At 39.5% G+C, this 15,090-nt stretch carries 13 protein-coding genes and 1 pseudogene; 11 read left to right on the top strand and 3 right to left on the bottom strand.

Features of this window, described 5'->3' with window-relative positions; all coding sequences use genetic code 11:
* Positions 1-21 precede the first annotated feature (21 nt).
* Entirely contained in the window at positions 22-879 is an 858-nt protein-coding gene (gene djlA / locus BW139_RS13940; protein ID WP_010391624.1) for a co-chaperone DjlA, read from the top strand.
* Here djlA and BW139_RS13935 read toward each other — a convergent pair.
* The 3 genes from BW139_RS13935 to rapA all read right to left on the bottom strand — a co-directional run bounded on the left by BW139_RS13935 (position 862) and on the right by rapA (position 5,534).
* Positions 862-1,758, bottom strand: a complete 897-nt coding sequence (locus tag BW139_RS13935; RefSeq protein ID WP_076920087.1) for a DUF3530 family protein — start codon at positions 1,756-1,758, stop codon at positions 862-864. The genes djlA and BW139_RS13935 overlap by 18 nt on opposite strands.
* Before the next feature lie 73 nt (positions 1,759-1,831).
* On the bottom strand, positions 1,832-2,485 hold the full coding sequence (gene rluA / locus BW139_RS13930) for a bifunctional tRNA pseudouridine(32) synthase/23S rRNA pseudouridine(746) synthase RluA (protein ID WP_076920060.1): 654 nt from the start codon (positions 2,483-2,485) through the stop codon (positions 1,832-1,834).
* Between the two features lie 154 nt (positions 2,486-2,639).
* Entirely contained in the window at positions 2,640-5,534 is a 2,895-nt protein-coding gene (gene rapA, locus BW139_RS13925; protein WP_076920059.1) for an RNA polymerase-associated protein RapA, read from the bottom strand.
* Positions 5,535-5,832: 298 nt separating this feature from the next.
* On the opposite strand from rapA, the pseudogene BW139_RS13920 reads away from it, so the two are divergent.
* The 10 genes and pseudogenes from BW139_RS13920 to BW139_RS13875 all read left to right on the top strand — a co-directional run.
* Positions 5,833-6,690 (top strand): annotated as a pseudogene (locus BW139_RS13920) (PIN domain-containing protein); the annotation flags it as partial.
* Between the two features lie 257 nt (positions 6,691-6,947).
* Positions 6,948-8,330, top strand: a complete 1,383-nt coding sequence (locus BW139_RS13915) for a PhoH family protein (protein ID WP_076920057.1) — start codon at positions 6,948-6,950, stop codon at positions 8,328-8,330.
* Between the two features lie 192 nt (positions 8,331-8,522).
* Positions 8,523-8,885, top strand: a complete 363-nt coding sequence (locus BW139_RS13910; RefSeq protein ID WP_076920056.1) for a hypothetical protein — start codon at positions 8,523-8,525, stop codon at positions 8,883-8,885.
* 208 nt (positions 8,886-9,093) lie between these two features.
* On the top strand, positions 9,094-10,131 hold the full coding sequence (locus BW139_RS13905) for a hypothetical protein (RefSeq protein ID WP_008109625.1): 1,038 nt from the start codon (positions 9,094-9,096) through the stop codon (positions 10,129-10,131).
* Positions 10,128-10,445: a hypothetical protein gene (locus tag BW139_RS13900; RefSeq protein WP_008109627.1), complete on the top strand. Its 318-nt coding sequence runs from the start codon at positions 10,128-10,130 to the stop codon at positions 10,443-10,445. Before BW139_RS13905 ends, BW139_RS13900 begins: the two co-directional genes overlap by 4 nt.
* Before the next feature lie 12 nt (positions 10,446-10,457).
* Positions 10,458-10,805, top strand: coding sequence for a hypothetical protein (locus BW139_RS13895; protein WP_016899198.1), 348 nt, complete (start codon positions 10,458-10,460; stop codon positions 10,803-10,805).
* Between the two features lie 157 nt (positions 10,806-10,962).
* The gene (locus tag BW139_RS13890; RefSeq protein WP_076920055.1) at positions 10,963-11,316 is read left to right on the top strand and encodes a hypothetical protein; all 354 of its coding nucleotides are present in this window, start codon (positions 10,963-10,965) and stop codon (positions 11,314-11,316) included.
* A 107-nt stretch (positions 11,317-11,423) separates the two neighbouring features.
* Complete coding sequence (locus BW139_RS13885) at positions 11,424-11,921, top strand: DUF411 domain-containing protein (protein WP_036956660.1); 498 nt, start codon at positions 11,424-11,426, stop codon at positions 11,919-11,921.
* Entirely contained in the window at positions 11,921-13,348 is a 1,428-nt protein-coding gene (locus tag BW139_RS13880; RefSeq protein WP_004589253.1) for a TolC family protein, read from the top strand. Before BW139_RS13885 ends, BW139_RS13880 begins: the two co-directional genes overlap by 1 nt.
* Complete coding sequence (locus BW139_RS13875) at positions 13,348-15,090, top strand: efflux RND transporter periplasmic adaptor subunit (RefSeq protein WP_004589254.1); 1,743 nt, start codon at positions 13,348-13,350, stop codon at positions 15,088-15,090. Before BW139_RS13880 ends, BW139_RS13875 begins: the two co-directional genes overlap by 1 nt.

Here is a 15,090-nt window from a genome sequence, read left to right as displayed (position 1 = left end):
ACACTAGAGGTAAGTTTTAAAATGTGGGGAAAAATTCTCGGTTTCTGTTTTGGTTTTATGTTTGGCAAAATATTTGGCGCCATTTTAGGCTTATACCTAGGTCATATGTTTGATAAAAGCCTAAAGAAAGACTTTGATCAGGCTGGCGGCTTCTCTAACCTTTTTAAGGGCGATGATGTTAACGAACGCCAAGCACTGTTTTTTTCTAGCTGCTTTGCAGTAATGGGGCATATTGCCAAGTCAAATGGACGAATAAGTGAAACCCATATTAAAGCTGCGACGCTATTTATGGATGAAATGGGCTTAAAAGGCGAAGAACGCCGTGAAGCTCAACAAGCGTTTCAATCAGGTAAAGATAGCGACTTTTCTCTCAAAGACACGGTTTATGACTTTAAAGAACGCTTTGCTAAACGTTACGATTTACTGCAGTTATTTTTAGAAATTCAAATACAAATGGCGTTTTCTGATGGGGTACTTGCCGCACAAGAAAAGCAATTATTACAAGAAGTCAGTAAGCAGTTGGGTGTATCTAAAGCGCACTTTGCGTTTGTGCTAAAACGTTACCAAGCTGAGTTTAATTTTAGGCAGCAACAACAGCGCTTTAGACAGCAGCAAAGTCAAAGTAGTAGTTACCGAGAAGGCTCAGGGCATCATGTTCCGCCAAGTAATGATATGAATCGCTCGCAGGCATTGGCCTTATTGGGATTAAATAAAGACGCGTCGCAACGTGATATTAAAGTAGCGTACCGAAAGCTTATGGCTCAGCACCATCCTGATAAACTGGTATCGCAAGGTTTACCTAAGCATATGATGGAAGTCGCGGTTAAAAAAAGTCAAGATATTCAAGCTGCTTACGAGTATTTAAAAAAGGCGGCGTAAAAAACCGTCTATTTCTTTGCTCAAGCGTGCATGTTGCTGCGGCGCGTCGCGCAATCCAAACAGCTGGCGCTGGCGGTAATCAAACTTTGCATTACGGTTAACCCAACGCTGACGGTTTTTAAGGTTCATTAAAATATCGTTATGATCGCCTGAAAAATAAATATCTAATAACGCAGGTGTCACTAAAGAGGTGGTTTGGCTCAAACGCGCATTACGCTGTGAATTTGGTAAAAAGCTACTTAAACTAATAAATGCATTGATCTGTAAATCTGAAAAATCAGCATAGTGCTCCATTAATACTCCCGCACTGGTTCCTTGAGCAATAACCACGATATCATTCGAGGCTTCAATCGCTTGCTGATAGAGGGCCCCATAGCGAGCAATTAAATTTGTTTTGTAGTTATCTAATACGTCAACATTGACCTGCTCAATATAATCAACATGATGAGGCGGCTCAGTTGGCGTGCTGTTATCTGCTGCAGCCGGTTGATTATCTGCCTCGCTGCTCTGCTCAGCAGCTTTCCAATTAATATCGGGCACCGTCATAGCGTAAGTGCTATAGCCATGGTTATTTAACTCTTTGCGCAAAAAGTTCATGCCAGAATTGTTTGTAGGGCTCGATTGCCAGTCGGGTATTAGAATCACCACACCTCTAAAATCAGCGCTCATGTACTCACGATGTAAGGTTAAAAATGGGGTGTCGCCAAGCTCAATGGTTTTAATTTCATCCCCTGGTGCCAAGCGTTTAATATCATTTTCAATAATAGTTGAGTGGGCTGTAGGGGCTATATGTTCTACTGCATATGCTTGCCAATGCATTAATATGCAAACAGCTGACAATGCATACAGTGACATTTTTATAAATTGCGCAACAACCATAATAAACTCAAACAATAAAGATTATTTAGGTATCGGCGCGAGGCTATAAAAGTTTAGCTATTTGCGTGTTTATTTAAAACTCGGGGTCAGTTTCAAACGTAAGTACTTGCTCTGTGACAGGATGCTTAAGTTGCAGCATTTGTGCATGCAGCTGTAATCGAGGTGCCGCAGAAAGTGCGTCTTTGTGGGCATATAAACGATCGCCTAAAATAGGGTGGCCTAAGCTTAGCATATGCACGCGCAGCTGGTGGGAACGCCCTGTAATAGGAGTAAGCTCTACACGGGTTGCCTGTGCTTCACGTTCAAGCACTTTAAAATGCGTGAGTGAAGGTTTGCCATTGTCGTGATCAACCATTTGCTTAGGGCGGTTCGGCCAATCACAAATAAGCGGTAAGTCAACTGAGCCGGTTTCACTTTCAAGTTGCCCATAAACTCGCGCAATGTAACGTTTTGCCGTTTCGCGCTCTTGAAATTGCATACTTAAATGCCGATGAGCGGCTTTGTTCATTGCCAAGCAAAGTATCCCTGAGGTAGCCATATCTAAACGGTGAACAATTTTAGCCGTAGGAAAAACACGGTTGACGCGATTAATTAAGCTATCAGCATGTTTTGGGTCTTTACCTGGTACGGTAAGTAACTCGCTAGGCTTATTTACAATAAGTAAATCATCGTCTTGAAACAGTATAGTTAAATACGGGCTCATAGGGGGATTGTAATTAACTAACACGGCAGACCTCAGCGATTTTGAAGTGCACTATTTTAGTGGAGCGAGCGCAAAGGCTCAAGTAAAAAGCGCGATATAAATATCGCGCTTTTTTCAATACACACGCTAGTTGATCTTTAACTAACGACTGACAGCTTATAGCTAACAGCTAGATCCCTTAGTGAGAAACCACAATTAAACGAATGGCATCGAGTTTTAACTGCGCTTTTTCAATATGTGCGGTTAGCTCATTGCGTTGTTTGTCGTAAAAAGTAATTTCTTCTTGGCGAATATTTGGGTTTATTTGTTTAAGTGCCTCTAAACGCTGCTGCTCTTCACTTAATGATGTTTGCATTTTAGCTAATGACTCTGCACGAATAACATCCAGCTTTTGTTGCGCCATGTCTTTTGCTGTGTTGATCATCGGATGAACCGCACTTTGTAATGCACCGGCTAATTTACTTGCTGTTTGACGGCCTACCGCAGATAACTGTTGATTAAAGCCATCAAAGCCAACGTTTTCGCCTAAGTTATTACTGCTCTTATCGAGTAAAATACGAATAGGCGTAGGCGGTAAAAAACGGCCCACTTGCAGTACTTTTGGTGCCATTGCTTCGGCAACAAAGATTAGCTCAACAAAGAATGTTCCTGGTGGTAACTTTTTGTTTTTAAGTAACGCCACTGACGCACTACCAAAGTCATCATCGCAAATCATGTCCATAGTGCCTTGCACCATAGGATGATCCCAACTAATAAAGTGAACATCTTCTTGTGAAAGAGCGGTATCACGGTCAAAGGTCACCGTCATGCCATCTTCTTTTAAAGCTGGGAATGAGGCATTAAGCATATGCTCAGTGGGCTTTAAAATTATGGTGTTTTCACCTTTATCTTCTTGGCTTACACCAAAGGTGTCGAACACATTGATCATGTAACTTGGTAGCTCAAACTGATTATCGAGTTTTTCAATGTCAGCCACAAGTGAATCAGCAGCGCCTTGCCCTGATGAATGCAATTCTAGAAGGCGATCTCGACCACTTTCCATTTGCTTACGTAATACTGCATTCTTTTGTGCCACTTGCTCAAGTAATGGGTCTAGCTCGTCTTCGTCACAGTTATGAGCTGCAATGTACTCAAGTAAATCTTCGCTAAACTCTTTATACAATAACTGCCCTGTGGTTGAAGTGCTTTCAAATGCATCTAGGCCTTCATTGTACCAACGCAATAATACTTCCTGTGCCGTGTTCTCAAAGTAAGGCACATGAATGTTTACATCTTGTGTTTGTCCTATACGGTCTAAGCGACCAATACGTTGCTCAAGTAAATCAGGGTTCAGTGGTAAATCAAACAACACTAAGTGGTGTGAGAATTGGAAGTTACGACCTTCTGAACCAATTTCTGAACACAGTAATATTTGAGCATTATCGTATTCATCGGCAAAGAATGCGGCGGCGCGGTCACGTTCAATTATCGACATACCTTCATGGAACACAGAGGCTTTAATTGCTTCGCGTTCACGTAATATTTGCTCAAGGCTGATTGCTGTTTCGGCTTTAGCACAAATAAGAAGTACTTTTTCACGTTTGAGTGTTTTTAGCGTTTCGATTAGCCAATCGACACGGGGGTCAAATAAACCCCAGCTGGCGCTTTCACCTTCAAACTCTTGAAATATTTTTTCAGGGAAAAGTGCACGTTGCGCACTGAGTTCAGCATTTTGAATGCCGCTCATATTACCTAATACGGTCATTGCGGTTTTGTACTGCTTAGGTAAAGCCATAGGGTAGGCGTGTAATTTACGACTTGGGTAACCATCAATACCACTGCGGCTATTTCTAAATAAAATGCGCCCAGTACCGTGACGGTCTAAAAGCATATTTAAAATTTCTTTACGTGCTTCAAGGTCACCTTGCTGTGCTGTTTCAAGAATATCGGTGATATCCGTTTCTTTTAATAGCTCAATCAAGGTCGCTTTAGCGTTATCATCTAATGCTTGCTCTTGCAGTAGTTGGTTAGCTGCTTCGGCTACATCTTTGTAGTTTGCTTCTTCTTCTTTAAATACGTCGTAGTCGTAAAAGCGATCTGGGTCGAGCAGTTGTAAGCGTGCAAAGTGGCTACGATGACCCAGTTGGTCTGGCGTTGCTGTTAATAAAATTAACCCCGGAATGTCTTGGCTCAGCTCAGCCATACGTTGGTATTCGGCACTAGGTTTATTGTTGTTAATGCTTAAATGATGGGCTTCATCAATGACTAATAAGTCCCAGTCGGCCAACGTAGCTTGTTCAAACCAACGTTTTTTCTTAGTTAAAAACTCAAGGCTGGTAAGCACCAGTTGCTCGGTATCAAATACGTTAGGTGAATCAGCAAACGCTTCGTCGCAACGCTCTTCATCAAAAATAGAAAAACGTAAATTAAAACGGCGTAGCATTTCTACTAACCATTGGTGCTGTAAGTTCTCAGGTACCACAATAAGCACACGGCTGGCGCGACCAGTAATAATCTGTTGATGTAAAATCATGCCAGCTTCGATGGTTTTACCCAAACCTACTTCATCAGACAGTAATACACGCGGCGCAAAACGTTTACCTACTTCTTGGGCAATATAAAGCTGATGCGGAATAAGGTTGGCACGTTGGCCAATTAAACCTTTAATTGGTGATTGTTGGCGTTCAAATTGGTGTAACCAAGTTTGGTAGCGCAAAGTGTATCGGTCAAAGCGGTCTACTTGGCCTGCAAATAAACGGTCTTGTGGTTTATTAAATTTAATAAAATGGTCTAAAAAGGTTTCTTTTAATTGTACTTTTTCACCGTTATCAATACGTTCACCGTGATAGCACAGTAATTCGCCTTGTACTTCAATTGACTCAACTTGTAATTCCCACTCCTCAACGCTTCGGATCACATCACCAGGATTAAATGCTACGCGGGTTACCGGAGCTTCTGCAGAAGAATAAACACGGTTTTCACCACTGGCAGGAAATAAAATGCTGACCTGGCGGCCATCAATGGCAACTACGGTGCCCAATCCTAAATCTGACTCTGTATCACTGATCCAACGCTGACCTAAGGAAAAATTCATGTATGTCTCGTCTATGAAGAAAAAGGCGGCTATGTTACCTGTTAGATAACACCACTGCAAGGCGCTATTTGCCTGCCTTTTAATTAATTTTATAAGTATGAATTATTCCCATCAATAAGCGCTTATTAGTGCGCCGATTTTGTAGGAAATTCAAACTAAATGATATTTGTCATAAAACAGACTTTTATGACAAATAGACTAAACTCAAATTATACCTAAGTAATTAATCAAGTTTATTAGTCACATTGATTAGTTTATTGGGTATAGCATAAAAATCATAAAACGTAAGGAAAGTGCTATGGGAAAAGCTTCGAACCTTGATAGTAAAATGTATGTGCTAGATACCAATGTCTTGCTTCATGAACCCCTCGCGTATTTGTCATTTCAAGAGCACCAAGTGGTTATTCCAATGACGGTATTGGAAGAGCTTGATCATATTAAAGATAGAAAACACGATGTGAGCCGCGATGCCCGAGTGGCTATTCGAGGGCTCGATGGAGTGCTCAGTCAGGCCTCTCCCGAGCAAATGCTACAAGGTGTTGCACTACCAAGTAATAAACAAGGCGGGTTAACGGGAAGCTTGCTGATTGTAAACGACCATTTATTTGCTGATTCTATTTCTGGCTTACCGGGCAATGAAAACGACCATCGTATTATTAATTGTGCGGTGCACTTACAAAATCAGCACAGCGATAAAAAAGTCATACTGGTTACTAAAGATATCAACATGCGCTTAAAAGCCAAAGGGGCAGGGCTTAAATATGTTGAGGATTACCGTACCGATCAGCTCATTGACGATATAGCTTTACTTACCAGCGGTTATAAAAAAATTGCCGGTGATTTTTGGCAGCATGTTGGTCAGTGCAACACCGAACAACATGGTCGCGAAACGGTTCATCACATTCCTAAGGATTTAATTCCGGATGTGTTTTGTAATGAATATTTACTTGATGATGGCGATCAGTTTGCCGCAAGAGTTAAATCCTATGACGACGAGCATATTACTATTAGAGATATTGGTGCAGAGCGACTAATGCATCAAAGCGCTTGGGGAATAAAGCCAAAAAATATTTACCAAGCAATGGCGCTTGATGCACTGCTCGACACCTCAATTGAATTGGTAATACTTACTGGTCCTGCTGGGTGTGGTAAAACAGGTATTACTGCAAGCTTTTTTTCAATATTTGTGCAGACCTATCTACAGACCTTATTCTTACTGAATAAATTGAGTATTTATAACAGGCTAAGATCTAATCTCTCTAACATGTCATTAAGTGTGACTTAAAGAATAGAACCATTCATCAATAAATATAAATAACGGATTTAACCTGCAAGAGGCACAAACAAAAATAATAAAGCTAAGGTAAATCTAAAATGCTAATTAATTAAAATCGTTCTCAAAGGAGAACTAAAATGAATAATCCAAGTGAAAACAAAAACCCAAGAGTATTGGATACATCGGCACTAGTTCATGATCCAAAGTCACTTCTTGCGTACAGTGAAGACGTATACATCTGTCTAACAGTTCTAGAAGAATTAGATAACTTAAAAGAAAGAACTAACAAATCGGTTAGTGCTGATGCTCGTGTATGTATTCGTATGCTTGAAGATATAATAAATGGGCACAGTGCAGAAGAGATGGAAGCTGGTATTCCACTGCCTTCTACTGAAACAGCTAAACGAGGAAGACTGTTTATTGGAATTGATACCCAGCTCGATATGGCTAAAGAGTTAAAGCACGGTATTGGAAGTGACGCTGACAATAGAATAATTAACTATGCACTGTATCTTCAGAAGGACTTAGATAAAGACGTAATAATTGTTAGCCGTGACATTAATATGCGCTTGAAAGCTCGAACCGTAGGGGTCATGGCAGAAGACGTTGCCGTAGATAATCAAATATCAGATATTGATCTTTTATACACAGGGGTACAAGCCTTTAAAGGAGATCTTTTTGATCGAATTAAATCAGACAAAGACTTCAAGGTTTCAGGAGAAGTTTATACTTTCCCAATAAGTCTATTTAATGATGAAGTTCAGCCAAACATGTATTGGTACGATGAAGCTGGACACATTGGGCGAATTTCAGAAGTAACAGATACTGAGGTATTCACAAAGTTATTGCCTCGTAAACAAGAAAAAGTATGGGGCATTTTGCCTAAAAATCAGCGTCAGGCAGTAGCTTTAAGCCAATTAACAGATCCATATTATGACTTAAATATCATCCTTGGCCCTGCTGGCTCCGGAAAAACTTTTTTAGCAGTTGCTTCGGCGCTGCATCAAGTATTGGAGTTAAAAAAGTACAAAAAAATCGTTGTGGTGCGCTCCAGAGACTTTATGGACGATGATCCGGGGTTTTTACCCGGTGACCTGACAGAGAAATCAATGCCGTTATTAGCAGGTATAACAGATGCGCTTATATCAATGCATTCAGGTGATAACAATGAAGGTAATATTAGTGCAACTGTTGAGCATGTCATAGAGCGTGCCAATATAGAGTTTACTTCTATGGCTTATTTTCGAGGCAGGTCAATTGATGATGCTGTTTTAATTATTGATGAAGCACAAAATATGACCCGTGCTCAAATTAAAGGAATGCTTAGTCGTGGTGGCAAAAATTGTCGCACAATCGTGTTGGGCAACTTAGCCCAGATTGATGATAAGTTTGTAACACCTGCTTCTTCTGGTGCAAGTGCGGCTGTTAATGTGTATCGTCATTATGAAAAAGGATCAGTGCTAATTTTTGATGAAGTAGAGCGTAGTAGCTTGGCTGAATTCACTGAAAAGAATATGTAGGCATCAAACTACCATTCACATTTCCTTATAATATTGCGACAATAGCCACTGCTTTTTGCAGTGGCTTTTCAGAGAAGCCCGTTCCCACGAAAACAGGACGAAATGGATTTACTCTGAACTAAAAGATTAAATATTCACAAAAACTGAGTGACATAGGTGCGTGGCCTAGCGTTGCCGTTTTTTGGTGTATTGATGTCTTTTAATAAAGAAGACCTGCTAGTAAATATAAAAAGGCAGGCAAAACGATTATCTAAATTATTAACTATTCCCCTTGGACAAGCCCAAGAAGGGGCAGCTATTTGTCTATATGGTTGTGACAGTTACAGCGATTTACTAGTAAAAATAAAAGCTGAATCCTTTGACAACCCATTGATAGCACTGTCTGCACTCTCACCAAACTCGGAAATATTTTTAGTAAAAATATTAGCTAGCCACCTAGATAGCATTATTGGAAATTTTGAAAAAAAATTTCCCGGCTCCAATATAAATGAAGAGATGGTCGTATCCCTGTTTGGGCTTAGCTTTTCAGAGTTCAAACTCAAAATATCTACCTAAAGTTGTACAAATACGTAAGTTGTCATTTTGTTTTTTGGCGATATTATAATATGAAGGCTGAACGGACAGCCTACGCCTACACATGTTTTTCGCCTTGAAAAACGTGAACAGTGAAGCGGAGCATCCGTAAAAATTTGGTTATTTGAACAATAAATAAAGCAATGTGTTGGTAGGCCATTGTTTATTGGAAAGTTGTTTGGAGAACTAAATGATCTCACTTTATCAATTAAAGAATAAGCTCAATAAACAAGCAAAAGAGTTTGCTGAGTTATTAGAGTTTCCTGATCTTTACGCCCAAGGCCTGTGGGCTAGAGGTGTTTATAACTGCCCTTATTTTTCTGATACCCATAAATATCTCTCTGAAGTATTTGAAAAGAAAAAGCTGGACTCAATTCTAAAGCACGATTCCCTGAAATATTTAATGATCAACGAATACGATGATCAAGAAATTATTGAATCGCTTCATAAAGAAATTGAGTCAATGGCAAACCGTATTGAAAGCCTGATGCTGGTAGATATCGAAACATTAGAGTTAGTTTCAGTGATATACCAAGTTTTAGGGTTGCCTGAAAATGCCAAGTTTATTGTAAATACAGGTGCAGACTTCCGCTTAGAGTGGCGACCATACTTTGATGCCTTTGATGATCCGTTGATAGTTCAATATGCAGATTTAAAAGTTCATGGTTGTTATTTCAGGCTAATCGCTTGCAAGTTTCCGTTTGAAAAGCTTTCCTTGGATGACATTAGAAAATACATGTACATCAATCATGTAAACCATAATGGTGAGTTTGAAGGCTGTATTTCTGAAGGAAATACATTTTCTAAGCATGTGCACTGGCTGGTGTTGACACTTGAATTATTCAGTAGCGGCAAAGTAAATAAGGCTCAGTTCAATCCAACAACCTTCAAAATCGAAGGTATGCGCTATTTGGTATATGGCTTCCCATTGATTCCTTCCTTTGTATCTGATTGGCACAAACCTGATTTATGTCTACGAGTCAAAAATCTAGATGGCGATCAGAAGTTCATTGTTCGTATCGAACAGCAAGATCTTGTTTTTTATGCGAGGCGCGTTGATACCAACTTTTTTAACACAATCGATTATGAAAAATACATTTCGTTGTATCAATCTAGTGTTCTGTCACATTTTGATGCTGACAACAATTTGCTTAAAGTTGATGGGGTTAAATATCTAAGTTTTTTTCGTCCTTTTTCTGTAGAAGATATGAAAGGAGTTCAAGCATGAGACCTAGAGTAAAACTAACCAACGCAAAACTTATCTCAATTCAATCTGATACAGAGGAAAAAGTTGAACGGGTGCTTTACGGCACATTTGCTGACGAAAATGAAAATGGTAAAGAAGGAGATGCTTTATTCACGATAAAGGTTTTGGAAATCAATGGTCTAGAAAGTAAGTGCTTTGGTGTTGACTTTTATATCTTAGATGCTGAATCTAAAGAGTTTGATGTAAATGCATTTGAGTTTAATTTAATGCATGAGTGTATGTATTCTCCTAATGAGTTATTAGAGCTGCGAGATATGCTCCCGGCTAGTTATTAGTAAGGGAATACGTTGGATAGAATATATTTAAAGGATGCCTACATAGTATCTGTTTACGACTATAAAGAATTTGAAAAAATATTTCTTGGCGAGTTTTTATCAGGGGGGGTTATTGAAGATGAAACATTCAGGTTTCGGCCATTTCAGCAAATCGTGACTTCAAAGATTGTTAGCAAATCTGCTGATGAAGATAAGTTAGAAATATACACACATAGTGGGAGTTGTTATGTGATTGATGCTGACCATAAGTTAATTGATATTTCATTTGTTGAACTGGTTGTTATGAGAGCAGGAGCTTATTCGGCAGATCGAGTTTTAGAAATGAGAGAGCAACTTAAGTCTCAAAATAAAAGCCATTGAATAGCGAAGATAAGAAGTCTGATGAGATTATTATTTGTCACTTACCTCTTTGAAAAATTTGACGATAATCAAATATTCATAAATGTTTATACAGCATCAATTGACTTAGTCAAAAATTTGCATTAGTATTAGAGATGTATATTTGTAAGAGAATTTTATGTCTAAAGCATTTTCAAAAGTCTTAGTAATGACGCTTATGCTGGTTGCCTTTGTAGGGCAAGCATTTGCGTATTCTGCTATGCCTTGCGAAATGTTATCAGGTTCTCACGAATCACACATGAACATGAACATGGATCATGGTGATATGAATAAAAGCAGTAATGGTCAATCAGAAGATTGTTGTGACGTTGAATGTATTTGTCCTGCAAATGCTTGCTCATCTACGACAGTCCTAAATTCCAGTATTGATTCGACAGATATTCAAATATTCAGTGAATCTGTAGCTGCTCTGCAATCTAAACAACCTCATTCAATTTCCACTTCCCTTTATCGTCCACCAATTTTTGCCTAATACAGGATTAGTGCGTCCAAATTTCTCGCACATGTAATTAATTTTTCTGTTAGTCAATATAGCGTCGTAGCGCTATAGATATTTTCCAGCGATGTCTGGGGGCAAAAATGATCAATAAGTATTTAAAAATAGCAGTAGTAATGCTGCTTTCACCTGCGTTTGCAAACGCCAACGAACATAACCATGCAGACAATCACGACGTAACACCTTTGGAGTTAATCGTTTATAAAACCCCTACTTGTGGGTGTTGTAAAAAATGGATAACTCATATTGAAGACAAAGGGATCGTTGCGCATTCCAAAGATTTCCGAAACATCGGCAACATCAAAACTAAGTATGGTATCAAACCTAATTACCGTTCATGCCACACGGCAGTGAGTAGAAATGGATTTGCCTTTGAAGGTCATATACCTGCTAAATTTATTCAGCAGTTCTTATCAGAAGAACATCCCAATGCGATTGGGCTTTCAGTTCCAGCAATGCCAGTTGGCTCTCCCGGTATGGAAGTCGATGACCGCTTTATGCCATACAACGTGTTAATTCTATTTAAAGATGGAACGAGCAAAGTCTATGCAAAAGTTAAGACATACGAGGAGCAATTCTAATGAAATTGAACTCTTCAAACCTTACTTCACTTTCAACTGCATTAATACTCGGCTTATCTGTATTCTCAGCTCAAGCTGAGAAAGTAGTGTCGCTTGAACAAGCTATCACCTTAGCTCAGCAAAATGATCCTTGGCTTCATGGTAGCCGATTGAAACAAAGTGCAGTTGAAAATAGAAGTATTGCTTCAGGTACTTTGCCTGATCCGAAAGTATCGCTAGGGATAATGAATTTACCAACAGATACTTGGGATTTAGATCAGGAAGGAATGACTCAGCTAAAGGTTGGCGTCTCTCAAATGTTTCCGAGAGGCGACAGTCTAGAGATCAAGAAAGACCAGTTACAAATTGAGTCCACGAAATTTCCACTGTTACGAGAGGATCGTAAAGCTAAGTTGAAAAGCCAAGTGTCACAACTTTGGTTAGATGCTTACTTAGCCCAACAAACTATTAAATTGATTGAAGATGATTGGTCTCTCTTTGAGCAGATGGCGGAAGTGGCTAAAGCTAGCTATTCAAACGTTGTTGGTAAAACTAGACAGCAAGATGTTATTCGTGCTCAGTTGGAAATCGTGCAGTTAGATGACAGATTAACTTCGCAAAAGCAGAAACTAGAAACGACAATCGCTCGTCTCAATGAGTGGCTTCATATTTACGATGCGGATCGTTTGAATGAATCATTCAACTTTGACGCGCAACCATTAGAGTTTAGCGTCTCAAAAGAATTGCCTTCGATTCAATTGAATAATCCAACAGTCCTAAAAGCATCTAATTACTCAAGAAATCTATTGGCTCAGGAGCTTTCGAATCACCCAGCCATACTTGCGATTGATATAAAACGCAAAGCTTCAGAAAAAGGAATTGAGTTAGCCAAACAGCAATATGAGCCGCAATGGGGTGTTAATGCTAGTTATGCCTATCGCGACAATATGCCCTCTGGTGATAGCCGAGCTGATTTATTTTCTGTTGGGGTAACGTTTGATTTACCCTTGTTTACCGAGAACAGACAAGATAAGCAAGTTGCAGCTTCTATTGCAGATTCAGAGACTATTAAAACCGAGAAACTATTACTGACAAAGCAAATGATCAGTGTTTTAGAAAAAGAACTAAGACAGCTTAAACGCTTATCAGATAGACAATCTATCTATCAAGAACAACTCCTTAAACAAACTCATGACCAAGCAGAAGCGTCATTGACAGCCTACACAAATGATGATGGCGATTTTGCCGAAGTTGTTCGAGCAAGAATTGCCGAATTAAATACCAGAATATCAGCTTTAAGAATTGATGTTGACGCACTTAAAACAGTTGCTCGTATCAACTATTTCTTTGCGCATTCTCAATCTAACTCAAATGCTGAACATAAGTCGATGCAAACTTCACACAAAACTAATCAGCACTTATCCAGTCAGCAATTTGGAGAAAAATAATGTCAACGAATACAAAAACAATTATTGCCATCATCATTGGGGCAGCACTTGGTGCTGGAGCATTGAGTTTATATCAAGGTACTGGCTCAAACAGTAATAGTAATGAAGCAACATCAGGAGAAAAAAAGCCTCTGTATTGGGTTGCACCGATGGATTCTAATTACCGCCGGGACAAGCCCGGTAAGTCGCCTATGGGGATGGATCTAATTCCAGTGTATGAGGAAGGATCATCTGGTGATGACTTTGGCCCCGGAGCAGTAAAAATTGCGCCTCATGTAGTGAATAACCTTGGGGTTCGCACTGCACCTGTTGAACTGAAAAATATGCATACTGAAATCTCAACGGTAGGTTATGTTCAATATGATGAAGATAAGCTAATTCATATCCACCCACGGGTTGATGGCTGGATTGATAAACTTTACATCAAAGCAGCAGGTAACCCTGTAGAGAAAGGGCAGCCTCTTTATACACTATATTCTCCTCAGTTAGTTAATGCTCAGGAAGAGCTGTTAATAGCGTTAAAGCGCAACAATAGTTCTTTAATTTCAGCAGCCAAAGATCGCCTAAAAGCGTTACAGCTTTCAGCAGACTTTGTTCAAAAGCTAGAAAAGACACGAAAGGTTCAGCAAACAATTACCTTTTATTCACCACAAGCAGGTGTTGTCGATGGTTTGAAGGTTAGAGAAGGTTTTTATGTAAAGCCGGGAAACACCTTATTAAGCATTGGCCAGCTAGATCAAGTTTGGGTTGAAGCAGAAGTGTTTGAACGTGACGCAGCCTTAATTAAAAAAGGACTTCCTGTATCAATGACACTGGATTATTTACCCGGTGAGGACTGGGCTGGTGTCGTTGATTATGTTTATCCAACATTGAACAGTAAAACACGCACACTCCGAGTGAGATTGAAATTTGATAACACAGACTATCAATTAAAACCAAATATGTTTGCACAAGTCTCTATTCACGCTAATCAAGCTGATAGCACCATCCTCGTGCCTAAAGAAGCCGTTATTAGAACAGGTAAACAGGACAGAGTAGTACTTGCGTTAGGTGATGGGCAATTTAAATCTATTGAAGTGACTATTGGCCGGGTTGATATCGACAGCATCGAAATATTAGACGGCTTAAATGAAGATGACGTTGTGGTGACATCTGCCCAATTCTTGATTGATTCTGAATCAAGTAAAAGCTCTGACTTTAAACGAATGACTCATGATGAAGTGCCTAACTCTGTTTGGATGCAAGGGGATGTTAATAGTGTTATGGCAGGGCACCGCATGGTTAATATTTCACATGGCCCTGCTGAAGCTTGGGATTGGCCTGAAATGGTTATGGATTTTACTGTGGCTGAAAAAGTCGATATTGACTCATTAAAGTCAGGTCAATCTTTGCACTTTGAAGTGAGCAAAACCGAAGACGGTGGATATGAAATTACTGGAATTCATATCATGAGTGAGCCTGAAGTATCATCAGCAACAGTATCTGGTTTGATTAATGCGATTGATATTGATACACGGATTCTAAATATTAGCAGAGGCCCAATAGAGAAATGGGATAGACCTGCTGCGACGATGGATTTTATCGTCGCGGACAATATAGAAATGGTTGATTTCAATGTCGGTGATAATGTCACTTTCACTTTTGAGGTTAGAGATGACTTAGTTATCACTGACATTTCTCTTGAATCAGATGAACAACACGGCAAGGAAAATAAAGCTGCTGTTGATCATTCTAATCATTAA

Source organism: Pseudoalteromonas sp. SK18, assembly GCF_001974855.1.
Taxonomy (GTDB): Bacteria; Pseudomonadota; Gammaproteobacteria; order Enterobacterales; family Alteromonadaceae; genus Pseudoalteromonas.
The sequence above is the reverse complement of the archived record's forward strand: the minus strand, read 5'-3'. Positions and strand labels throughout refer to the sequence as shown.